Annotated in this window: 23 protein-coding genes; 12 read left to right on the top strand and 11 right to left on the bottom strand. The window is 44.3% G+C overall.

Going from position 1 to position 23,605, the window contains the following annotated elements; all coding sequences use genetic code 11:
• Nucleotides 1-128: 128 nt before the first annotated feature.
• The 5 genes from OCV52_RS20030 to uraH all read right to left on the bottom strand — a co-directional run bounded on the left by OCV52_RS20030 (nucleotide 129) and on the right by uraH (nucleotide 7,216).
• A complete protein-coding gene (locus OCV52_RS20030; protein ID WP_105058766.1) occupies nucleotides 129-1,367 on the bottom strand; it encodes an alpha-xenorhabdolysin family binary toxin subunit A in 1,239 nt (412 codons plus the stop codon).
• Nucleotides 1,368-2,071: 704 nt separating this feature from the next.
• Nucleotides 2,072-3,436: an 8-oxoguanine deaminase gene (locus OCV52_RS20025; protein WP_137406815.1), complete on the bottom strand. Its 1,365-nt coding sequence runs from the start codon at nucleotides 3,434-3,436 to the stop codon at nucleotides 2,072-2,074.
• Between the two features lie 160 nt (nucleotides 3,437-3,596).
• Nucleotides 3,597-5,048: a nucleobase:cation symporter-2 family protein gene (locus OCV52_RS20020; RefSeq protein WP_137406816.1), complete on the bottom strand. Its 1,452-nt coding sequence runs from the start codon at nucleotides 5,046-5,048 to the stop codon at nucleotides 3,597-3,599.
• A 223-nt stretch (nucleotides 5,049-5,271) separates the two neighbouring features.
• Nucleotides 5,272-6,615: an NCS2 family permease gene (locus OCV52_RS20015; protein ID WP_137406817.1), complete on the bottom strand. Its 1,344-nt coding sequence runs from the start codon at nucleotides 6,613-6,615 to the stop codon at nucleotides 5,272-5,274.
• Nucleotides 6,616-6,862: 247 nt separating this feature from the next.
• Nucleotides 6,863-7,216 carry a hydroxyisourate hydrolase gene (gene uraH, locus OCV52_RS20010; protein WP_017076963.1) on the bottom strand — a complete coding sequence of 118 codons (354 nt, stop codon included), beginning with the start codon at nucleotides 7,214-7,216 and terminating at the stop codon, nucleotides 6,863-6,865.
• 411 nt (nucleotides 7,217-7,627) lie between these two features.
• Here uraH and puuE point away from each other — a divergent pair, with 411 nt between their 5' ends.
• The 5 genes from puuE (at nucleotide 7,628) to OCV52_RS19985 (ending at nucleotide 12,103) form a co-directional block, all read left to right on the top strand.
• The gene (puuE, locus tag OCV52_RS20005) at nucleotides 7,628-8,548 is read left to right on the top strand and encodes an allantoinase PuuE (protein ID WP_137406818.1); all 921 of its coding nucleotides are present in this window, start codon (nucleotides 7,628-7,630) and stop codon (nucleotides 8,546-8,548) included.
• A gap of 23 nt (nucleotides 8,549-8,571) precedes the next feature.
• A complete protein-coding gene (uraD, locus tag OCV52_RS20000) occupies nucleotides 8,572-9,087 on the top strand; it encodes a 2-oxo-4-hydroxy-4-carboxy-5-ureidoimidazoline decarboxylase (protein ID WP_060980997.1) in 516 nt (171 codons plus the stop codon).
• A 123-nt stretch (nucleotides 9,088-9,210) separates the two neighbouring features.
• Nucleotides 9,211-10,197: an allantoicase gene (gene alc / locus OCV52_RS19995; protein WP_137406819.1), complete on the top strand. Its 987-nt coding sequence runs from the start codon at nucleotides 9,211-9,213 to the stop codon at nucleotides 10,195-10,197.
• Nucleotides 10,198-10,211: 14 nt separating this feature from the next.
• Nucleotides 10,212-10,772, top strand: a complete 561-nt coding sequence (locus OCV52_RS19990; protein WP_137406820.1) for an ureidoglycolate lyase — start codon at nucleotides 10,212-10,214, stop codon at nucleotides 10,770-10,772.
• A gap of 14 nt (nucleotides 10,773-10,786) precedes the next feature.
• The gene (locus OCV52_RS19985; RefSeq protein ID WP_137406821.1) at nucleotides 10,787-12,103 is read left to right on the top strand and encodes a urate hydroxylase PuuD; all 1,317 of its coding nucleotides are present in this window, start codon (nucleotides 10,787-10,789) and stop codon (nucleotides 12,101-12,103) included.
• A gap of 201 nt (nucleotides 12,104-12,304) precedes the next feature.
• On the opposite strand, the gene OCV52_RS19980 is transcribed toward OCV52_RS19985, so the two are convergent.
• Complete coding sequence (locus OCV52_RS19980; RefSeq protein ID WP_137406822.1) at nucleotides 12,305-13,369, bottom strand: acyltransferase family protein; 1,065 nt, start codon at nucleotides 13,367-13,369, stop codon at nucleotides 12,305-12,307.
• Nucleotides 13,370-13,980: 611 nt separating this feature from the next.
• Between OCV52_RS19980 and OCV52_RS19975 the strand changes: the two genes are divergently transcribed.
• The 7 genes from OCV52_RS19975 to OCV52_RS19945 all read left to right on the top strand — a co-directional run bounded on the left by OCV52_RS19975 (nucleotide 13,981) and on the right by OCV52_RS19945 (nucleotide 19,482).
• The gene (locus OCV52_RS19975; protein WP_137406824.1) at nucleotides 13,981-14,454 is read left to right on the top strand and encodes a GrpB family protein; all 474 of its coding nucleotides are present in this window, start codon (nucleotides 13,981-13,983) and stop codon (nucleotides 14,452-14,454) included.
• 347 nt (nucleotides 14,455-14,801) lie between these two features.
• A complete protein-coding gene (locus OCV52_RS19970) occupies nucleotides 14,802-15,305 on the top strand; it encodes an RDD family protein (RefSeq protein ID WP_137406825.1) in 504 nt (167 codons plus the stop codon).
• Nucleotides 15,306-15,345: 40 nt separating this feature from the next.
• The gene (locus tag OCV52_RS19965) at nucleotides 15,346-16,581 is read left to right on the top strand and encodes an MFS transporter (RefSeq protein WP_137406826.1); all 1,236 of its coding nucleotides are present in this window, start codon (nucleotides 15,346-15,348) and stop codon (nucleotides 16,579-16,581) included.
• Nucleotides 16,582-16,629: 48 nt separating this feature from the next.
• Nucleotides 16,630-17,103, top strand: coding sequence for a GNAT family N-acetyltransferase (locus tag OCV52_RS19960; protein WP_137406827.1), 474 nt, complete (start codon nucleotides 16,630-16,632; stop codon nucleotides 17,101-17,103).
• Nucleotides 17,104-17,258: 155 nt separating this feature from the next.
• Entirely contained in the window at nucleotides 17,259-17,912 is a 654-nt protein-coding gene (locus tag OCV52_RS19955) for a hypothetical protein (RefSeq protein WP_102425831.1), read from the top strand.
• Between the two features lie 457 nt (nucleotides 17,913-18,369).
• The gene (locus tag OCV52_RS19950; protein WP_233090178.1) at nucleotides 18,370-19,026 is read left to right on the top strand and encodes a hypothetical protein; all 657 of its coding nucleotides are present in this window, start codon (nucleotides 18,370-18,372) and stop codon (nucleotides 19,024-19,026) included.
• Nucleotides 19,027-19,047: 21 nt separating this feature from the next.
• Nucleotides 19,048-19,482, top strand: a complete 435-nt coding sequence (locus OCV52_RS19945) for an META domain-containing protein (protein ID WP_061033019.1) — start codon at nucleotides 19,048-19,050, stop codon at nucleotides 19,480-19,482.
• A 155-nt stretch (nucleotides 19,483-19,637) separates the two neighbouring features.
• Here OCV52_RS19945 and OCV52_RS19940 read toward each other — a convergent pair whose 3' ends face one another.
• The 5 genes from OCV52_RS19940 to OCV52_RS19920 all read right to left on the bottom strand — a co-directional run bounded on the left by OCV52_RS19940 (nucleotide 19,638) and on the right by OCV52_RS19920 (nucleotide 23,572).
• Nucleotides 19,638-20,270 carry a DUF3299 domain-containing protein gene (locus OCV52_RS19940; RefSeq protein ID WP_137406829.1) on the bottom strand — a complete coding sequence of 211 codons (633 nt, stop codon included), beginning with the start codon at nucleotides 20,268-20,270 and terminating at the stop codon, nucleotides 19,638-19,640.
• A gap of 108 nt (nucleotides 20,271-20,378) precedes the next feature.
• Complete coding sequence (locus OCV52_RS19935) at nucleotides 20,379-20,930, bottom strand: hypothetical protein (protein WP_240700655.1); 552 nt, start codon at nucleotides 20,928-20,930, stop codon at nucleotides 20,379-20,381.
• 32 nt (nucleotides 20,931-20,962) lie between these two features.
• Nucleotides 20,963-21,763, bottom strand: coding sequence for an amidohydrolase family protein (locus OCV52_RS19930; protein ID WP_233090172.1), 801 nt, complete (start codon nucleotides 21,761-21,763; stop codon nucleotides 20,963-20,965).
• 158 nt (nucleotides 21,764-21,921) lie between these two features.
• Complete coding sequence (locus tag OCV52_RS19925) at nucleotides 21,922-22,449, bottom strand: hypothetical protein (protein WP_116871013.1); 528 nt, start codon at nucleotides 22,447-22,449, stop codon at nucleotides 21,922-21,924.
• A 241-nt stretch (nucleotides 22,450-22,690) separates the two neighbouring features.
• On the bottom strand, nucleotides 22,691-23,572 hold the full coding sequence (locus OCV52_RS19920; RefSeq protein ID WP_137406830.1) for an AEC family transporter: 882 nt from the start codon (nucleotides 23,570-23,572) through the stop codon (nucleotides 22,691-22,693).
• Nucleotides 23,573-23,605: the final 33 nt, after the last annotated feature.

Below are 23,605 nucleotides of genomic sequence, written 5' to 3'. Positions count from 1 at the left end.
GTAGCAGAAACCAACACCTTATTTTCCATAAGGCGTGGTGTTCTGTTGTTGTTTTGTTTTTATTGGTCTTGCTGGTTTAACTTATAGCGAGGCGTCGCTTTGCCGAGCTATTTGTCGATGGGTATGGACTACTCCATTTCTTGAATATAAGCATTGTTTGCAAATGCCTTGGCTTTCTCGCTGATGTTATTCCAGTTCATTTCTGCAACCGATGTATTGGCTAATGCGCCGATAGCACCAAGCATTGCGTCGTCTTTCATGATATCGGCATTGTTTTGAGCTTCATCTAATGCAGCAAGCAGTGATGTGAAGTCGGTATTCATTTTCTGCCAATTTAACTTCAGCTTATTAATATGTGGGATAGCATCTTCAATTTGCTGAGATATAAGATCAATGCTTTCTGAAGAGCGATGGTAAGAGTTATATACCTTTTGTGTGTAAGACAATTGTTCTTCTAAATCTTTAACTTCATTTTGCAGTTCATTGCGCAGCTTACGTGCTTTCTCCGCTTTATCTCCGTAGACGCCCATGATTGGCACGGCGACTAAAGGGAACCACGCGTAGGTGACGGCAGTAGAGGCAACCGTGACATAGTGCGTGTAGTCTTTGTTGAGTTGTGCGATTCGGGCATTGATGTCGTTCACTTGCTGTTGAAGTACGCTGCCATCATCTGTTAGATACCCGTTATGAGTCCCTTCCAACACTTCAAGTTGTAGCTTTTGTGTGTCTAGTTGCGCAGAAAAGTCCAACAAGTTGTCACCCACATCGGACACCTCTTGCTGGTATCTCAATGAAAAGTTTTGCAGGCTTTTCAGATAAGCAATCGCCATTTTTCGGTTGCGTTCAACAGCCTCGATATCTTCTGGTAACGGTGAAAATGCTTTTGCCAACATCTCATTAAGGGCGTCGCTTAAAGGATTGAGCATGTAGTCTTTGATTTGTACATAGTTCGCTAGGCTCAATGAGAGGTTCACGATGCTTGGGTACAGGTCTTTTTTCCAGTAGAAAGCGGTGTCATGGATATTGGAATATTGCTGAACTAAAGCTTGGAAGTTAGAAAAAGGGATGTCGTTAGGAATGCTAAAAGCCGATTTCATGCTGGCTTCTGTGACGGGCAGTGCCAGTGCTCCCTCGACATACGCTTGAATCTGATACCACTCTTGCTGTTTGAGGATGAAATTGTCGGTTTCTAGATCGATAAAAACGCCATTTTCACCGGTGATCGTATCGTAGGTGATTTGAGGTATGTTCTGTTCGGCTGACGCCTGATTAACTTGAATTGGCGCTGCTTGAGAAGTGAAAGCAAAAGAGGAAAGCAGTCCAATCGAGATCGAAGATAATACCAGCGTTCGTGTGATTTTTTTCATGTTTTATCCCTGTTAGATTTGTTATTAGCTTTTCTAGAGACAATAAAATCCCCTACCATGAAAATGGTATTTCTATATATTTATGCGGGTTTATTGAATTGTTTATATTCCCATTCTTGTATTTATTTTGTGGGTTTTAAATATGCTCTCCATTAATATGTTTTTTGTTTTTATAAGGTTTGGTCAATCTATAGCAAATTTATAATGAAAAGTTCTATTTGGATCACATATTTGAATCCGTATTGTTTGATTGTTGATCTATTGAATTTAGTGATATTTAAATCATTAGTTTCTATTCTTTATTCAGGCTATATCTAGAAAGGCGTCGGAGATTTTCATTCTATTCACCAATGATTTAAATGATAGAAATGTAATTATCATAATTGTTGTGATTATTACTAAATCTGTTGATTTAATTGATGTTTATATAATTAGAACGAGTGTTTTAAATTTGACCTATGCCAAATAAATAATAGGTTTAATATTTAGCTCTAATTAAATTAGCCATATTTAAATTAGCCACATTTAAATTAGTAATTATTAAATTAGTGATATTAATTATAGAGTGGATTTTGGTTTAATATTTAGGGGAAGAACAACCAATAGGACGGCGTATTTAACAGTCAGAATTGAATTTTTATTAGTAGTAAGGAAGCTTGCCCATCATAGTGAGGTACACACTGTTTGATGGACAAGCATTGGCGTTAGTTATTATTCATTGCCAGTTTTCCTAGTTTCATTGCAGCGGTGTGGTGACGGTGCATTAGCTGCCCCATGTCTATGCCGATCACCGAACCATCGTTAACTCGCCATTTTCCGGCAACCATTACTTTGTCCGCTTGTGGAGCGCCGCAGAGTAGTAGTGCTGCAAGTGGATCGTGGCTGCCAGAGAAACGAATGTCATCAAGCTTGAACATCGCGATGTCGGCTTGTTTACCGACCTCTAGCGTACCAATGTCGGTTCTGCCCATTGCGGCTGCAGAGCCGGATGTCGCCCAGCGCAACGCATCAAAGTGTGAAACATTGGCAGAGCCATATTGCAGGCGCTGTAGATACATCGCCATGCGAACTTCAGCAATCATATTGGAGCCGTCGTTTGACGCTGAGCCATCAACACCTAGCCCGACTGTTACGCCAGCCGCCTCAAGGTCGTTGTTCTTACAAATACCGGAAGCCAACATCATGTTAGAAGTTGGGCAATGGCTGATACCAATGCCCGCTTTACCCAAGCGCTTGATCTCTTCTGGATTGAAGTGAATACCATGAGCAAGCCAAGTGCGTTCATTGAGCCAGCCGACATCCTCTAGGTAGTCGACAGGGCGTAGGCCAAACTTCTCAATACAGAAGTCTTCTTCGTCTAAGGTTTCGCACAGGTGGGTGTGCATCATTACGTTCTCACGCTCACTGATCTTGGCGGTCTCTTTCATCAGATCTGTGGTGACCGAGAATGGCGAACAAGGCGCGAGTGCGATTTGAATCATCGCCCCTTCATCACGCTGGTGGTAATCACGAATCAAGCGTTGGCTGTCATCAATGATGGTTTGTTCGGTTTGAATGGTGTGTCGTGGAGGTAGTCCACCTTCATCTTCCCCAAGGCTCATGGAACCGCGAGTGAATATCGCCCTTACGCCCAATTTCTCTGCCGCCTCGACTTGTAAATCAATGGCGTGTTCAAGCCCGTTTGGCAGCAAGTAATGATGGTCCGACGCTGTAGTACAGCCCGACATCATTAACTCGACAAGCGCCAGCTCAGTAGCAAGGCTCATCATCTCAGAATCGAGGTTCGCCCAAACTGGGTAGAGGCTTTGTAGCCAATGGAAGAGTTCTTTATTGAGTGCGCCGGGGTAGGCACGCGTTAAGGTTTGATAGAAGTGGTGGTGCGCATTGATAAGCCCTGGTGTTACAACATGACGAGAGGCGTCGACGCTGTAATCTACGGGTAAGGTCGGCTCTTTGTGTTTGCCAACCAGCTCAATGATTTTATTACCTTTAATGACAATGCCGCCTTCTGCATCAGCTAGTGAGCCAGTGTAGATTGCGAGAGGATTCTTAATCCAGATGGTTTCCATTCATAGTAGTCCTTAGCCATCTCAGCCTTTTCAGGGAAGAGGGTCTTTATTTGGTATTTGTTGTTAAAAGATAAATTCGAATCAAGGGCGTGAAACATTCAGTGTTCTCATTACGCCCGTGATTCTACGGAAATCGGTTTTACGCTAGTTCGAGAATCAGTTAGTTCGTTTTTGGCTCAGGGTTATCTGATGCCGTTTGAACGTCAGTTTCTGTTGTTGCTTGTTGAATCTCTAGCTGCTCGTTTGAGTGTAGTTCTTCTTCAGCTTGTTCTTTCATTTCTAGCTCAACTTGCGCTTGGCTTTCGGCTAACGCTTCTTGTTCTTCTGCGCGTGAAGATTTAGGCAATACAAGGTTAAGAACAACCGTCATGATGGTGCCAGTCGTAATGCCAGAGTGCAGGAAGTTCGCTAAATCGTGTGGCAAGTGTTGCAGCAATCTTGGTTCGAAGGTAACGGCCAAACCAGATGCCAAACCTACACAGATTACCAAGGCATTTCGCTTGGTGTCTGCGGCTTTGATCAACATGCGGATACCCGCGTAAGCAATCATTCCGAACATCACAAAGCCCACACCACCCAAAACGGGTTTAGGGATCGTGACGGCAATAGCGGCTAATTTGGGGAATAAACCGCCTAAAATTAGTAAACCACCGGTTGCGGCAACCACGTAGCGACTTGCTACCCCTGTGATACCGACAATACCAACGTTTTGGCTGAATGAAGCGAGTGGCATTGCAGTGAGAATCGACGATAAGGTACTGCCGATACCATCACCCAGTAGCCCACGTTTTAGGTCTTTACCGCTGACTTGTGTTTGACAGTTGTTGCCAAGCGCCATGAAGTCACCTGTTGCTTCAGCGATAACCACGATGTACACCAAACTCATACTGATGATGGCACTGATTGAAAAGGTAAAGCCATATTTAAAAGGTTCAGGACCGCCAATCCAAGCCGCAGAGCCGATTTGCTCAAGGTCGACCATGCCGAGTGATAAAGCCACAATGTAGCCGCCTGCTAAACCGATCACGATAGCGGAAGCCGCAACCGCGCCTTTACAGTAAACCGATACACCAACCACAATACCCAGTGAGACAAGTGCTAGGAACAATTTAGGTAGTGTGGCGAATTGTTCGGTGTTGGCAGGAGAGTCTCCGACCCAGTTCATGGCAACCGGTAAAATGGTTAAGCCGATTAAGGTAACCACCACACCACTTACCACGGTTGGGAACAGCTTGCGAACCTTGTCCATGTAGAAACTGGCACCGATTACCACGAACGAGCCGATTAGCGCTGAGCCCATAATGGCGGCTACGCCACCTTCGTTACCGATTGAAATGGCCACCCCTAAAAAGGCGAAGCTTGAACCCATTACAACGGGCAATCGAATACCGACAGGTCCGAAACCAAGACATTGAGCGACGGTCACAATACCGGATGCCAATAGTGCAGCATTGATCAGTGAAACGATCTCTGTGTTAGGTAGGCCAATAGAAGCGCCGACAATAAGGGGAACAGCGACGATGCCACCAATCGAGGCGAGCATGTGCTGTAATGCGAGTAGAAGGGTTAGCCCGTGAGGCGGTCTTTCATTAAGGGTGTACAGAAGTTTCATTTGATATTCCTCTGCCTGCGTTGCCGTTTACAGGCGATTGGCGTCAAATAATGACTTCTACAAACTGCGTAGGGTCATAAAAAAGGTGCACTGAATCGGTAGGGGGTATGCTCTCGTCATCGATGTCATTAGCTTTCTTAAAAATGTTGTCGTTGCTTGGCTAGCGAGCGAGCCAAGCAACGTTTCTGAACGTTCCATGCCGAACCATTCAGGAGAGATAGGATTAACCGATGAACACTAGCTTGGCGATGAAGATAGCCGCTAGGAAGTACATCGAAATCGAGACGTCTTTTGTTTTACCTGTCGCCAGTTTCAGCACTGTGTAGGTAATGAAACCGAGTGCGATACCATTCGCGATAGAGAAGGTCAGAGGCATCATTAACGCTGTAATGGCTGCGGGAGCACCGTTGGTGAAGTCTTTCCAGTCAACGTGCTGCATGCTGCTCATCATCACGAACGCCACATAAATCAGAGCGCCAGAGGTTGCGTAAGCTGGGATCATACCTGCAAGTGGAGATAGGAAAATTGCCGCTAAGAACAATGCACCCACCACAATCGCAGATAGGCCTGTTCGTGCTCCTGCTGCAACACCAGCTGCACTTTCTACATAACTGGTTACTGGCGGACAACCCACACACGCACCTGCCACGCTTGAGATACTGTCGGCTTTAAGCGCTTTACTCAGACCTTCGATCTTACCCGTCTCAGGGTTCGTCAGATTTGCACGCTCAGCCACGCTCATCAAAGTACCCGCGGTATCGAACATGTTTACAAAAAGGAAAGCCAAGATAACGCTGATCATCGACACATCAAGTGCACCCATAATGTCCATTTTTAGGAACGTAGGCGCTAAGCTTGGTGGAGCTGCGAAAAAGCCGTTGTAATGCACTAAGCCAAGCATCATACCGACCAGAGTGACACTCAAAATGCCGATTAGCACCGCACCAAAGACTTTACGCTCACTGAGTACCGCGATGATAAGGAACGCGATAGCAGCCAGTAGCGCTTCTGGTTTAGTGAAGTCACCTAGTGATACCAAAGTTGCTGGGTTTTCGACGACGATACCTGCTGTTTTTAAGCCAATCAGACCTAAGAACAAGCCAACACCTGCCGTCATGGAATAGCGCAGACTCACCGGGATACTTTCAATTATCCATTGGCGGACTTTGTAGAAGCTCATCCCGACGAACAAGATACCTGAGATAAACACCGCACCCAGTGCCACTTCCCAGCTGTAGCCCATTTCGCTTACTACTGTGAACGAGAAGAAGGCATTCAAGCCCATGCCCGGCGCAAGTCCGACAGGCCAGTTCGCAAATAGCCCCATTAACAAACAGCCGATCGCAGCACCAATACAGGTTGCGACGAATACCGCACCTGAATCCATGCCTGAAGCGGCCATGATTTGTGGGTTAACGAAGATGATGTAAGCCATGGTTGCGAAGGTGGTGACACCGCCGACTAACTCATTTTTTACGCTACTTCCGTGGGCCTTAATTTTAAAAAACTTCTCTAAAATTCCGTTGTTCGCATCTTGGTTGAGTATTTCTGTTTTACTCTCACTCATGTCAGCAAGTCCTTTTATGTTGTGATCCATTTATTGAATACAGCGAGATTTCAATATTAAGTTTTAAGGTTTTTTCCTAGCCGCTATTTCTTTAGTTATTTGTTCTTTAGCCATCAAGTTCCTAACTAATAACGTTGTTAGTATTTTTATATGAGCGTGTTTACTGAGCGCGCATCATTTTAGATGCACGCACGAATCTGTTTATTATTCGATGGTTGAGCCTAGTTCGAAGTTCTAGGGCACGGGATTAACTGCCCCGATAGGTTGAGAAACTGTAAGGCGAGACGAGAAGAGGGACATGATAATGCGCGTCTGGATCATCTAGACCAAAGCGAATAACAACATCATCAAGGAAGGGTACACCATCCAGCTCCACGCCTTTGCTTCTATAGTAATCGGCGACGTAAAACACCAATTGGTATTTCCCCGGTCGGAAATCATTTCCTGCCAGAATCGGCGCATCGGTTCGGCCATCGGAGTTGGTGAGTACTGTCGCCAGCTTTTCTGTTGAGTCTTCGTTGACCTTATAAAGCTCTACCTTGATCTCTGCACCCGGTAAGCCGTGAGTCGTGTCTAATACGTGTGTTGTTAGTCTTCCCATAGTCCTTTAATAGCGCTTTTGGCGCTCCTCTGTTCCGTGGTTTATCTGTGTAATTCGACCCTGTAAAAAATGCAACTGGTCACTTTGTTATCACTAACTATGTACGAACTGTATACAATTAGTAAAGCGAATTGTTGGAAAAATGTTAACTATCCAGTCGTTTTTTCTGAGTTTTAAGGTGTGAGTTATTGGTTTTTGGTCAATGGTTGTGTTGTTAAGATCTTGTTTTTAAAAGATATTGTTATAAAAAATTAACTTGAATAACAAAATCTTTACATTGAGATAAATGATTGTATACAATAAATGTATAGGGGTAAGGTTGCTCTGTTTATCGAGAATCCATTTGCTTGAATCATTTGGCGACTCACTTAAAGAGCGGCTAAGCCAACCACTTATGTTAGGAGTACTTGGATGAATAAGGATTATTCAAGAAATTTGATCGGTTACGGAGCTAACCCTCCAAACCCTCAATGGCCAGGTAATGCGCGCGTCGCGGTTTCTTTTGTATTGAATTATGAAGAGGGCGGTGAGCGTTGTTTGTTACATGGAGACGACGAGTCTGAAGCCTTTCTCTCAGAGATCCCGTCAGCACAGCCGATCAAAGGCGAGCGTCACATCAGCATGGAATCCATCTATGAATATGGTAGCCGAGCGGGTGTGTGGCGTGTTCTTCGCTTGTTCGATGAATATGAAATTCCACTGACTGTATTTGCGGTCGCTATGGCTATTGAGCGTCACCCAGACGTAGCTGAAGCCATGGTAGAAGCAGGTCACGAAATCTGTAGCCACGGTTATCGTTGGATAGACTATCAATATATTGATGAGTCAGAAGAGCGTGACCATATGACCAAAGCGATTGAGATTATCCAACAGGTGACGGGTCAACGTCCGCAAGGTTGGTATACCGGTCGTACAGGGCCGAATACTCGTCGTTTAGTCGCAGAAGAAGGTGGCTTCCTTTATGACTCAGATGCCTATGACGATGACCTGCCTTATTGGCACACCGAAACCAGTCATCCACAGCTAGTGATCCCTTACACACTTGATGTGAACGATATGCGCTTTTCAACGGCGCAAGGCTTCAACTCTGGTGAGCAGTTCTTCCAGTATTTAAAAGACACTTTTGACACCCTTTATATGGAAGGCGAAACCGCACCGAAAATGATGTCGGTAGGACTGCATTGTCGTCTTATTGGTCGTCCCGGTCGTATTGCTGCATTGAGACGCTTCTTAGATTACGTAAAACAGCATGACAGCGTGTGGCTATGTCGTCGAATCGATATTGCCAACCACTGGCACAAACATCATCCATACAACGGACAACAAAATTAGAACGAACAGCAAGGAGGCTTAACGTGACTGAATTTCGATCTTGCCAACCAACAACCATGGACCGTGACACTTTTGTCGCGCACTTTGCTGATGTTTACGAGCACAGCCCATGGGTTGCTGAGGCGGTATATGACCAAGGTTTGAATGCCGAAGACGACCACATTGAGAATCTTCATCTAAAAATGGCGTCCATCTTGTTGAATGCCGACCAAGGCAAACAGTTGGCTTTGATCAACGCTCACCCAGACTTAGCTGGCAGAGCAGCAGTAAACGGCGAACTTACTGAGTCGTCGACCAAAGAACAAGCGGGGGCGGGCATTGACCAATGCAGCGCCGAAGAATTTGAAAAATTCACTTCTTACAACAACAGCTACAAAAGTCGCTTCAATTTCCCTTTTATCATGGCGGTGAAGGGAGCCAATCGTTACCAAATTCTTGAGTCGTTCGAGATGCGATTAGGAAATGATAGTGAAACTGAGTTTGCTACGGCGATTCAAGAGATCAACAAGATCGCGATGTTTCGTCTCTGGGATATGTAAGTTAACGGAGTTAACAGCTATCTCAGCCCAGTCTTAGTGCGTTAAGAGCCCGCTTTATAAGCGAATAAGCCACTGAGTTCTCATTTTATTATTACTTGATTAATTGGATAGGATTACACGGACATGACCCATAAATTTGAACAGTACATAAACCTTGCAGACGAAAAACTCGGCGCAGAAGCTATCTTTGCAACCGACGATTTTTTCGCCGATAAAAGCCGTCTACTCAGCCATGCAGCGCCAGAGTGGAAAGACGACTTATACGACGATAACGGCAAGTGGATGGACGGTTGGGAAAGCAGACGTAAACGTGGTGAAGGTTACGACTACTGTGTCGTTCGCCTTGGCCTAGCTGGCACCATTGCTGGCGTTGATATTGATACCTCATTCTTCACAGGTAACTTCCCACCTTCGGCATCAATTGACGCATGTTATTCACCACAAGGTGAGCCAACTGACTCAACAGAGTGGCAAGAAATTCTGCCTTCAATGGCACTACAAGGTGATCATCATCATCTTGAAGCAATCGAAAGTGACCAAGTATTTACGCACCTACGTTTGAACATCTACCCAGACGGCGGTGTGGCACGCTTACGTGTTTATGGTCGACCAAGTGTTGATTGGGACGCGATAGATTCTCAACAACAAGTCGACCTAGCATCGGTTGAACACGGTGGCCGAGCACTGGCATGTAGCGACGAGCATTACGGCAACAAAGCTAACATCTTAGGCCCAGGCCGCGGTGAAAACATGGGTGATGGCTGGGAAACAGCACGTCGTCGTACACCGGGTAACGACTGGGTTATCGTGGCTCTAGGCCACCCAGGTAACATCGAACGTATCGTTGTTGATACAGCCCACTTCAAAGGTAACTACCCAGACAGCTGCTCAATTCAAGCCGCTTATGTGAAAGGCGGGACCGACGACCAAGTAGAAACACAAAGCCTATTCTGGCGTGAACTATTGCCTGCACAAAAGCTGCAAGCGCACGAAATTCACGAATTCATTTCTGAGGTTAATGACCTTGGTGCGATTACCCACGTACGTGCAAACATATTCCCAGATGGTGGTATCAGCCGTTTGCGTCTATTTGGTACGAAAGCGAAATAGGTAAGGAAATCAGTATGAGTAATGGAATACGTCGTTTAACTATCGAACCGTTAACTAAGCAGGCTTTTGCAGAGTTTGGGGATGTTATCGAGTCCGATAATAGTGATTTTTTCATGATCAACAGTGGATCAACACGTCGCTACCACAAGCTAGCGATAACGGATGTACAAGAGCAAGGCGGAGAAGCGATCATCAGCATCTTCCAAGCTACGCCGTTGAGCTACCCACTGACCATCAAAATGCTAGAGCGTCATCCACTTGGCTCTCAGGCATTCATTCCATTACTTGGTCAACCCTATTTAATTGTTGTTGCCCCAAAAGGCGGTAACCCATCGTTAGCCAATTGCCGAGCTTTCTTAAGCAACGGCCGTCAAGGAGTGAACTATCACAAAGGGGTGTGGCATCACCCGGTTCTTGCACTCACGGATCAAGACCAGTTCTTGATCGTCGATAGAGGTGGAGAAGGACATAACTGTGATGAAGTTTATTTTGAGAACGACCTGGTGGCATTGCATTTGGAAGATATGCCAACGGAAGACAACAAGGAAGAGCAACGCTTAGCTAAAGCGTTGTGATACAGGAGTTTATTATGGATCCGCATATTACAGAATGGTTGAATCTAGCAATACGCTGGGCTCACATGATTGTTGGTGTTGCGTGGATAGGCGCATCATTTTACTTTGTTTGGTTAGAGAACAACCTTAACCGAGTTAACCCTAAAACGGGCCTTTCAGGCGACTTATGGGCGATTCACGGCGGTGGTATTTATCACCTAGAGAAGTACAAACTTGCGCCACCAGAAATGCCAGAGCACCTACACTGGTTCAAGTGGGAAGCTTACTTCACATGGATCACAGGCGTGTGTCTATTGGGTGTCGTTTATTACCTCAACGCAGAAATCTACCTGATTGCACCGGGCTCTGGCCTTGATTCAACAACGGCAATCGCGATTGGTATTGGTTCATTCGTTGCTGGTTGGTTTATCTACGACTTACTGTGTGACTCGCCATTAGGAAAAACCCCGGTGTTGCTTGGCGTTGTGCTGTTTGTGCTGCTCGTTGCTGCGACCTATGGCCTAACCCAAGTGTTCAGTGGCCGTGGTGCTTATATCCACGTGGGTGCCATTATCGGTACCATCATGGTGGGTAACGTATTCCGCGTCATCATGCCTGCGCAGCGTAACTTGGTGAAAGCGATTGAAGAGAAACGCGAACCGGATCCGGCACTGCCTGCGAAAGGTCTACTGCGCTCTCGTCACAATAACTACATGACACTGCCAGTGCTGTTCATCATGATCAGTAACCACTTCCCAAGCACTTACGGCTCGGAATACAACTGGTTGATCCTTGCTGGTCTGGCAATCTTCAGTATATTGGTTCGTCACTACTTCAACACCCGTCATGGCAGTCAGAAGTTCGCATGGACAGTGCCAGTAGCGGCATTGGGTATGATTACTCTCGCGTTTGTTACCTCACCTTACGCGAAAAAACAGATGACCCCGGTAGTGCAAGCACCAGTGGTACAAGAAGTGCAAGTTAGCACGACCGAATCGTCTCCAGAAGAACTTGCTGTGAATAGTACGCCTTCTGCAACGACTGATGCTCAACAAGCTCCAGCACACGCAACGCAACCTGCGAGTGCAGGTGTCAGCTTTGAAACCATCAACAAGGTCATTCAAGAGCGCTGTTCAGTGTGTCACTCTGCAACGCCTAGCCATGCCGCTTTTGCTGCCGCGCCAGCAGGTGTCATGCTTGATACGCCAGAAGAGATCAAAGCTAATGTACCTAGGATCGTTGCTCAAACCGTAACAACTCAGGTGATGCCTCTTGGTAACATGACTCAAATGACCGACGAAGAGCGAGCACTCATCGGCACTTGGGTAGAACAAGGCGCCACGATTCAATAACCGTATTTTTCAAAAACAGTACTCAGCATCCTTTACCTAAGAGCATGAGTCTTAGGTGAGGCTTGGGGAGAGTTTGGTCTTACGGGCACGCGCCAAACTCATCCCACCCTGTTTCCCCGGTTCCTATAACCGGGGCTTTTTGTTTTTGGATATCTGACTGGCGCTTCGAGAAACTATAGTTGTTGCGAAGGGGATTAGATCTTACACCTTGGATTTACGTCCGTTTACCGTCCCCGCCTTCTTACGTCTTGCTGCGAGTTTCTTCCTTAATTCAAGTCCAGGTCGCTCAATTAAGAAGTATGAAATGAGCGCACATATAAATACGAGAACAATATTAATAGGCCAGGTGGCATACCATTCACGAGTCCAAGAATTTAAGAAAGGTTCTTGCCACAGATACAGCGAGTAACTTAATACACCTAGCCACACAGCAAGTTTACTATTTAGGATAGTGAAGCTCAGGCCGTGATTAAACTGGCTATAGCGAAGAATCATAAGTGCAGCACAAACGTTGATTAATGTCTGGCCAAGTACGTAGAACCAAGCTGGGCTCAATTTATAGAGTGCGCTGGGAACTAAAATCATCGCCACAGGCACGACTATAAACAATCTAGAACCAAAATAATTAGGGAGTGTGAACCCTGCCTCTTTCATGTAGGCAATAATACAGCCCATGGCTAGTGCATCTGCAATTGCCTGAAATTCTCGGGTCATCGCAGAGGGGGAACTGCCGGCTTCAAACCACATCCAGTAGCGGATACAGGGGATAAATAAAACGGCTAATATGAGCAATGACTTTGCATGTCGTCTTCCCAATGTAGTGAGTAAAAGTGGCCACAAAAGGTAGAATTGCTCTTCGACCGCAAGTGACCAAGTGTGGTTGAGCCACCATTCGCGTTCGTGGTGATAATTCATCGTGTAGGTAACAGCATGGAATAGGTCACCCGGTAGTAAAGAGATGATGCCTGCGTATTCTGCAATAGCGATACAAAGAATGTAGAAGTAGAAAGCAGGGAATAAACGAAACATACGCCGGATGAAGAATTGAGGCAGGTTTATCTTATTGGTTAGCTTAAGTTCACTGAGCAATAGCGTGGTGATTAGGAACCCAGAAATCACAAAAAATACTTTTACGCCGAAGTTTCCCAAGCTATTGAGTGGCATAAAAATTTGAGGAAAGTTAACCGTACCGCACAAGTGCCCTAAACAGACTAGCGATATAGATGCTGCACGCAAACCATCTAGAGATGGAATTCTATTCTCCATGTGACTTTTCCCCTTTTGGCTCGTTGTCTTTCTCAGAGCGTTTCGGTCATCACAGTATGGTTTGCAAAGGGAGTGCCATTTATTATTGAGCTTATCTTGTTGTTATATTGAACTTATATTTTAAATCAATTTCTTACTTTCAAATTGCGAGTCAATTTAAGTGGGTACAATACTTTAGGCTTCATATCCGATTGAACTTTTTACCGCTCTCTCCCAATTGAAGGTCGAATTAAGCCTTCTTTCAATCGCTATTTCGTAGATAGTTCCGTATAAGCGACTTGATCTGAACCTATACCCATGGCATTTTCTATTCAAAATTGACGTTCGTTAGGAAAGAAAATGGAAGATATAGTACTCACACTCTTTAGGTTCGTTGGTGCGTTCTTTCGCATGCTTTTCCAGTTCTTCATTATGGATATCATTTGCTTTAGCGTGGGGTGGGTTGTATCTAAGGTGTTCACTTTAGGACGTTTTCCTTCGTTTTCACCTGACGAAAAAGAGCGGGAGCGAGTATCTAGTATTGGGATTATTAGTATCGTTCTGTCGCTTGTAGCAATAGGCATATTTAATAGCCTGTAGTGCACTAGTGCTAATTTGAATAGTGAGGACGCATGCAATTTTACCCAGCAGAACAATATCAAGCGGCTTGCCATGAGATGTTTGAACGATATGAACGTGATATCAAGAAGCTACTCCTTAACGCGAGAGTTGAGCACGTCGGCGCATCGTCTATTCCGTTGGCCGTATCTAAGGGCGATTTAGATATCTTCGTTGGCGTTGAGTCCAACGAGCTTGAGGGTGCTGTAGAACGACTTACAACACTCGGCTTTAAAGAGAAACTCGATACGCTAAGAACGCCCGAATTGTGCATGCTGGAATCCATATCCTCTGAAGATGTGGCGTTGCAAGTGGTCGCCAATGGTTCTGAGTTTGAGTGCTTTTTGGCGTTTCGTGACAAGCTGTGTATGAACCGGACTTTAGTCCAACAATACAATGCCCTAAAAATGCACTGTGAAGGTTGGCCACAAGATCAATATCGTGAAAAGAAGTCAGCTTTTATCGAGTATGTGTTGGGGCTAGAGTAGACGCGATAGTCTTCATTTTTGGTATCACTATTTAGTGAAAAATGCATTTATACAGCGTGTTAAGTCTCCACCTCTTACTTCCAAGTTTTACCTTGGTAAGCGTCCTTCCAATTTATCATTACATCTCTATCTTTATTTTATGCAATGAAACTCACATAAACTGCGTTGGATACCTATTGTGACCATTTGTGCATGATATGTTTCTTTTGATTTTATAAAGCGGATTTATTTATTGAAAACAATGTGTTTTTCACACCTATTTCTACGTTTTTTATCAATAAATGAAGCTTTAGTTATCAGAAATCGCACTCTCTACATTAATAATCAACACTACCTTAGGAAAGGGCATGTCTGAAGTCATAGCAAATACACCTACAGTTATTCTCGCATCTCGATGGTCTCGCTTTTGGGCGCTTTTTATTGATGGCCTCATTTACGCGGCTGCTATGATTCCAGTTGTTTTGTATACCGACTTGTTCGATCGAGCTGCTTCTAACGGAACTATAGATCTACACGAACAAATCATGGTGTTTGTTTATGGCTGGGTGATGTTTCTCTTGTGTCACGGCTACTTACTGCAAAATAAGGGACAAACGATCGGTAAAAATGTAATGGAAATTGCAATTGTTGATATGGATGGCAAACAACTAGGTTTATTCAACATAGTGATCAAACGAATCTTACCGATGAGTATCTTTGTCTATATTCCTGTTGTTGGTCAGTATATATCGACTCTTGATTACCTGTTTGCTTTACGTAAAGACAGACGTTGTTTGCATGACTTAATTGCAGGCACTCAGGTGGTGAGTGTTGCCGTGCCTAGAAGCCTCGATTTCAGCACCATCGAATAAAAAACAGTCGCCAAAAACTTGATGTTACTTTAAGGATATTATGATCAATCAGCTATTCTCTGCCAGTGCAATGTACAGGAACTTACCAAACAATATTTATTATTTAGCTGTGGCTAGAATGATTTTAGGGATGGGTAACTTCATTCTGCCATTCCTTGTCTTACTTTTTACTGACAAGTTGGGATACTCAGCAACGGTAGCTGGCACCTTAGCAATGGCGGGAACGGGCGGATACCTCTTTGGGAGCTTTTTAGGTGGGAGGTTATCGGATAGATTGGGACATAAACGAATCATGGTTCTTGGCGAGTTTACCTCTGCAGTATTGTTGATTGTTTGTGGTTTTTTCGCTGATGATCCTGTCATCGTGCCTACGCTGTTGTTGTCAGCCTATTTCTTTGGTGGTTTAGCTCTGCCCGCGAGCAATGCTTTAGTTGCTGATCTTTCCACACCTAAAAATCGTGATGCAGTTATTTCGCTCAGTTATTTAGCGTACAACTTTGGTTCAGCCCTTGGTCCTATCATGGCTGGTTACCTGTTTTGGAATCATACTGAGTGGATATTCTTTGGTAACGGGGTGGCTGCTCTTTGCTGTGTTGTTATTGTTGCTACGTTTGTGAGAGTGCAAACTGGAATAGAATCGGCCAACGATAGCGAGCTCGAACAGCCGGTCTCAGGCTCTGTTTGGTCCGTTCTACGAGCAAGGCCAAGGCTTTTACTATTCACTTTTCTATGCGGATTGCTGTGGTACTCATTGAATCAAATGACAATGGCGAGCCCACTGTACTTGAGCCACGTGTTCGGAGAGCAAGGTCCTGTCATTTTTGGGCAACTAATGACTTACGCTTGTGTTTTAGTGGTGCTTATCACACCCATTTTAATGAGGTTAACCTCAAAGAAACTAGAGACAGTTAGCCTTGCTTATGCTGGTTTGATGTTTGCATTTGGTTACATGCTGGTGATGTTATATCCAACCATTCCTGTTCATTTCTTTGCTTGGTTATTTCTTTCTGCAGGCGAGGTTCTCCTTTTAACAAAAGAAGGGGTATACCTAGCAAACAACTCACCGTCGAGCCATCGCGGGCGTATTCAAGGTGTGTTGATTACATTAAGAATGCTTTTTGTTATGCCGAGCTTTGTTGTCATTGGCTATTTTATTGATGATTATGGTTACACCTTTACTTGGCTAAGTGTGGTTTTAATTTCCCTTGCTAGTGCGGTTGGCTTCTATTTTATGTCAGCTAAAGCGCAACGTTCTCCTACATTAGCTATCGACTAGTTTTTTATCAGTTAGCAAACACTATCTATTAATTTTTGGAGGTTAATTATGATTAATATAAGGAAAGCAGCTATATCTGATGCCAAGGATATTTTTGATATTCGCAGTCGTGCCATCCTTGACCAGTGTTCCGCTTATTACTCGGAAGAACAGCTTTCACTATGGACGCCGGGCGAGATGTCTGAGGCATTCATCGCTGACGTGGGAGCAACCTTTTACGTTTCCGAAGTGGATGGCCAAGTGATTGGTAGCGGTAAGATCAATACCCAAACGGGTATGGTTGATGCGATTTTCGTAGACCCTGATTTTTACGGTAAAGGTGCAGCTAAAATGATGCTGCAATTCTTAGAGGGGCTAGCGAATCAACAGAACTTGCCTCTAATGAAACTAGAATCGACTCTGAATGCAGCTGCGTTTTATCGTTCGTGTGGCTTTATTGGTGATGAGCTTTCCACTTATCATTCTCCTAGAGGTATCAGCCTCGACTGTATCCCGATGGAAAAGCATTTAATTAAAAGCTAAAGCTTGATTCCTCAGATATGCTGCTAATGCCTGATATGTTCAAATAAACAGCACTAACTCCAATTCTCTGTGCTGTTTTTACTTTCCTCTTACACTCTTTTCTAATATCACTCTTAGTATCAAATCACTCCTTGTTTAACAGCAAGTAACTCATTATGAAGAACTTCTTTGATAGCGAACTCATGCTCTCTAGCTCTTTGAATTTCGTTTTGCTATCACTGGGGCTAACGCTCCTTTTACACCTTCCTCTTTGGTGTGGGTTCAACTTGAGCCGACGAAAATGGAAACGGATGGACTATCTGTGGCCGCTACTGGCGGGTATTGGAATGCTCGGTGCTGTGTCTGAAATTCGTGCCAAAGTTGCAGGTGACTGGGTCGAAACAGAACAAACCAGAGCGGTGGCGATTTTAGAGTCTGTACAGCAGTTTTCTTTGGATAAGTTAAGAAGTGATGTCTGCAATGGACAACCATCATTAGACAATTATGGGCAGCACCATGAAGCGTGTTTGTGGTATTTGAACACCGCGATGACGTTTAAAGATGTGGATTTCACTCTATTGCCAAATGCGGCTGATTTTACGGTTCCTGCGCCTAGTGTTTCTTTAGTAGAAAGTGATGCTGTGTGGGTGAGTGGTATGCTGAACCAGTATGAAAAACAGAAAAACCAGTATATTAAGACCAGAGAGGCACAGGTGAAGCAGCCACTAGAAAGTCTCTTTTGGTATGTAAGCCCTTATTTAGTTTGCTTTGCGATAGCCCTGCGCCTTACTAAGGTGACGGCGGAGCTTAAACTAGACAAGCTTGGGTAAACTACCGTTTAGATTCAGTGGGTATGACTTTCTTTGACGAGGAAGCCTCTCGTTTTCTTTTCCGTGTTAGTCATTTTATTATTTGATAAATAACCATACGTAACTCAGTTTAAATTATTATGTGGCTAATATTACCGTCCCCTAATTTATAGACTTTTGTGTTCATTGGTTTTTTTCTTACTGAACTTGTTAAATGTTATATTTCTAGTTCTAAAGTATGATAGTTATATTATTATAAACCCTAAAAAAGTATGCGCCCCAACTTGATTCTAATATATTATTTTATCATGTGTTGTTTTGTTTGTTTTTTATACATAATATTCTGCCAGCTAAAATACTTATTAAATATTAGGGTCAGTATATGCTGGAGAAAATTAAACTTACATTTCTATTATTAAACTTGCTGTTTTCTAACTCGGTGCTAAGTTCAACGCTATTTATCAAGAATAGCTTGGACATGTCTGGAGAAAGTGGCAGCGAAGAGATGAAAGCCTTTTATTCAATTAATAAAGGTGCTTGGATTGATATTGAACAGCTTGATATGAATGACCCGAGCTCCCTGTCTAATCTCATTGGTTACACTGATGGTGATAGGTTAAGAATCAAAGTTATCACACCAACTAAGCGATTTGTTAGTCAAGGTATGTCGATACCTTACTTCCGTAACTCTCAACCTCATATGTTTGAAATTAAAGGCACGACATTGCCGGAAGAAGTGCATATTCAAGTAGATGGTGTATTAGGGCGAGGAACGATCAAGCGTGCCTTTACTACCGATTCTGGCTGGCAATATCGTGTCACGACCTGTGGCGGTGCAGGTATTGTGATTGCCTGTGCTGTTGGTGATTATGGTGAGTTAGTGATGCGCTTCGCTGGTATTACAACAATTCCTGTTTTTTCTGGTTCATCTTATATTGATGAGCGATTCTTCGATAAGCTTGAGAAGGGGAAACAGATCGAATTACTCGATAATAAGGGGCATTACTTCAGCGGCTTGTTTTACCATGAGGTGAAAATTTGGGACCGAGAAGCTGGAGAGATTTTTGACCTTAAAGCTGGCGGGTTAGGGCTAGGAATGGGTGAAGCAGTCTCAATTAAATTCACGCGTTGGTAATTATAAGTAATGGAAAGAATAATGAAAAAAGTAATTTTATCGCTTAGTGTGTTGTTATTTTCTGGAGTGTTAGGAACAGTCGTTCAAGCGCAAGAAATAGAAACATCTCGTGAGTTATCGTCCATGCATCAGGCTGTTATGGGGCCTTGGAATCTTATTCGTGTTAATGGTGAGCAACCGACGCACCAAGCATCAATACAAATAGCACGAGATAATATTTATGGTCGTACGGGCTGTAACCACTTCGTTACCCAAGTGACGACATTTGAACAAGGCTATTTGGCGTTCACACCAATTGCCAGCACAAGAATGGGCTGTAGTGGAACTCAAGCGATTCAAGAGAATCTGATTTTTGATACGTTCGAAGAGAGCGTTACTGTGGCTTACGACGATGCGGGTGAACAGTTGACGATCATCGGACATGACAATACGTTGGTCTTCGAACCATCAAGCTAGTTTGGATTGTGTCTAATTTGGCGGAGAACCCACAGTGTGGTTTGGGATTGATTGGATGTTAAAAAGAGCCTCGATGAGGCTCTTTTTGTTATAGGTTATGAGTTGTCGGTCAAACCAAAGCTCGCATTGGCACTTCGTGGTTTACGCCGTTTTAGTTAGTGGTAATTCACAACCAACGAAGCATTCATATCGTACCTCATGGTCACATCGGTATCGCCATCGACAAGATACACATTGTCTGTGGTCAGTTTTGATGAAATCACACCTTCGACCCAAACTGGATACTGAACGGTTTCTACTTTGTAGCCTTCAGGGTAAGAGACTCTGACAATTTGGTTCGCTGGTGGTGGTGGCATGTGTATACACGCTCCAGCATTAGGAACTAACAAGAATTCGGTAGCAACGAGGGGCGCTGAGAAAGCAATTGGAACCAGGAATCCAGGTATACGCACCTTCTTACCGTCAAAGTCTTGAGTCACTGTTTCTGATGCTCGCTGTTGATTCGCGATGTACTCAGAACGCAGTTTCAGTAATTCATCGGCGTCTAGCCCTTCCGATTTTAATGTTTCTTTGAGGGTGGCTAACTCATCATTACTCTTTGGATCGTTGTACTGGCTTAAGGTGAATATTTTTTGAAGTGTCAGTTTTTGTTGATAGCTGATCTCAGGCAACACGATTTGGTTCTGTGCATGTACTGGTCTCAGGTCTTTCCAATCGAGTTCTGTTGGTTCACTTGCTAGGCTACAAAACGAAACTATGGATACAAATAGGGTGATAAATCTATTCAATGTTTGGCTCGCTATTGGTTGGTGTTAGGTCGTTTCAAGTGATTCATCGGCCTGTAAAAGCCGATGAACCATGCTCTATCTATGAGCTATGACTTTGAAGCTTGATGTCTAAAGTGTGTTTTTGTAGACAACGCCATCTTTCATAATGAGCTTAATGCTTTCTGGTGAGTCTGGTCGCTTATCGGCACCAAACCATTGGTCACCGGTACCTACCACAGAAAAGTCTTCGAATGGGTTACCATCAAGCAGCAGAATATCTGCGTATGCGCCTTTCTCAATCACACCCAGTTTCGCATCTGGATATGGGTTCATGAAGTCACCTGATAGTGTGGCAATTTCACCACCGACAGACGTAAGAGTTTTCAATGATTCGTAAGGACCAAAGAAGTCATTGTTTAGCTTTTTCTCGTAAGCGATTTGAATGTTACAAGCATCAACAGAGCCTACACAGTCAGTCTGGAAACCACGAGGAGCTGGACACTTCTTCATATTCGGGATGTAGTCTTTAAACGCGGCAGAAGCCGATTTTGCTTTGGCTAAACTTGATGGGACGTTCTTAACAGCAGGAATCTCAAGAAGGTTAGGGTCGAACGCGGTAAGGTTAGTGGTGATGTACGCTCCTTTTTCTTCCATGAGTTCTGAAATCTCACAGTCGAACATAAAGCCGTGCTCGATCGATTTAACGCCTGCGTTTAGTGCCCAATGATCGCCTCTTTACGATAGGAGTGCGCCATTACGTAGCTGCCGTAAGTATCGGCTACCTCAACCGCTGCACCGACTTCTTCTGGTGAACCTGCCAGTAATTGCCACGGGTCAAAGGCAGATACCACACCACCGGATTGCATGTATTTCAACTGGGTTGCACCCATGCGGAAGTTGTTACGAGCGTACTTCTTCACTTCGGCAACGCTATTGACTTCTTGTGCCATATTCAAACGGCTAAAGTTGGTTTCTTCACCGACAGGAGCGGTGTAGTTGGCAAAGTCAGCGTGTCCGCCACGAGTACTCAAAAATGCACCGGATGGGTAGTAACGAGGCCCAATAATTTGCCCCGCATCTATGGCTCTTCTTAGGCCACCGTTGGCCCCGCCTGCGTCACGAACTGTGGTAAAACCTTGCATCAGGTACATCTCTGCCATACGCGTTCCGTGTATGGCGAAATCTTCCCACGTGGTATTCGATTCCATCGTTGGCAAGCTTGGCCCCATTAGCATCAAGTGCGCATGGTTTTCGATAAAGCCTGGGGTTAAGGTTTTGCCTGTACCTGTACCGTCTATCACTACGGCATCGTCGCGAACATCAATTGTTTTTGCTGAAATGGAGGTAATGATGTTGCCTTCGACCAATACAAAGTGGTCTTCGTACAACTTGTTTTCAGTGCCGTTGAAGACATCGACATTTTGAAATAACGTCTGTGGCAGTTGAGCCTCTTGTTCTGCATAGGCAAACGACGCTACCAATGCGAGTGAAGAGGCAAGCAAAGTCTTCTTCATTTTTATATCCTTATAATTAACGTAGAATTGAACTTACTGAAGTTAAGCCACTGTTAAATATAGGATGTGTATTGGGGTTTTGCTGTGATAAATATGTTGATTACGAGATGTGTCACCAAATGGCTACTTTGCTTTTAAGAACCTTTACTTACTGTCACTTAATTAAAGTTGTATCTAACACCAAGTTGTAGTTGAGGCCCATAAATCCCGTTATTCTTAGAAGATATCGAGAACGCGGCTTTATCCGTTGCATGGAATCTCGCGCCAAACGTAAAGATCGAATGCTCTCCATTTGCCCCCACCATGACATTTGCTTCTACTCGTTGAGTAATCCAGGCACGAAGCCCTGCGTTGAATTCAATAAAGGTTTTGCTTTTCCCCGGAGCGTAAGATCCTTTGTTGTAGTGAAGCAATAGTTGAGTATTGAGATCGATGGCTTGGTTGATAGGCCCGTAAACTTGAGGCCCGATATAGACGTCATAGTTGTCTTCATCGAGATCGGCATTTGAACTTACCCCACCCAGAAGCGCAAGGCTGTCATTGATATCTCTCCCCCCTTCCAAACTAATACCATTCGGCTTTGTTTGAATCCCAAGCTCTACAAAATCGGTAGTGAAATTTGCAGCAGACAATGCTTGGTGAGAGAAGGTACATAGCAGTAGAGGTATTAAATTTTTAATTTTCATATGACTTATAAAGACTAAGAGCAGTGGAGTGATGCGTAGATATATTGTTATCTCAGGAAGATGAAGTTCGATGGGAATAAAGTCAAAGTAAGAATATTTTTTCGTTGCACACTTTCGCTGCTTTGTTCAGGGAGTAAGGCCTTGAATGGAAAACTGAATGGTAGACTCGATTATTGTCATCCACTTTTAGAGAGGCGTGCTCCCACTTTTTTGCTTTGATAAGTAAGATAAATCCTGGATTTCAACTTGATATCGACAAGGCAAAAGATAGCAGTATCGGCAGCGTTACCACGCTTAAGAAGTTGCTGAACAACACCATAGAGGCGACCTTAGGTGGCTCTACGTTGAACCTTTCTGCAAACAGGTAATTCATCACTGCAGGTGGCAGCATGGTGAACAGCACCATCATCTGCAAGTGTAGAGTGGGTAGAGGAATGAAGAAGTAGATGATCGTAAAAGCGATCGCTCCAGTGAACAGAGATTGCGCTGTACATAACAAGCCGACTTTCAGACCACTCAGCCTCAAGTTGACCATTTGTGATCCCAGTGACAACAGCATGATGGGAACAGCAGCTTGCCCAAGCAGCGATGTGGCTTCGTAGATAGGATTCCACACAGGAATACCGGACAAATTTAGTGTCATTGCTAATAAAGCAGCCAAGAATATTGGCATCTTGAAGATCTGCTTGATCGGGTTACCTTCGCTTAATAATGCTAAGCCTATACTGATATGAACACATGCTGACACCACAAACAGTAATACCGCTGGGGCTAATGCACTTTCGCCAAAGGTATACGTGAATAGGGGAATCGCAAGGTTGCCGCTATTGCGAAACATGTGTGGGGGAGCCCAAGCTTTGAAGTTGAGCTTAAAGATCTTACAGATCGGAATCATCAGCAGTGCGGGCACTAACACCGCAACCAAAGAGGCTGAAATCAGCGGCAGTTGTTCGGTGTCGAGCGGCATGGTGGTCAGCGATGCAAACACCAAAGCAGGAATACAGACATCCATGTTAATGCGATTGATTGGCTTGAAATCGGGCTTAAGCCAACGACCAACTGCAAAGCCAGCACTGGCGAGTGCAAAAACGGGAAACAGAATGCTAACGACCTGTTCGAACATAGAATTCCTTTCTAAGCGTGTGTTGTTTTAAGC

It is taken from the genome of Vibrio chagasii (genome assembly GCF_024347355.1).
Classification (GTDB): domain Bacteria; phylum Pseudomonadota; class Gammaproteobacteria; order Enterobacterales; family Vibrionaceae; genus Vibrio; species Vibrio chagasii.
The sequence above is the reverse complement of the archived record's forward strand: the minus strand, read 5'-3'. Positions and strand labels throughout refer to the sequence as shown.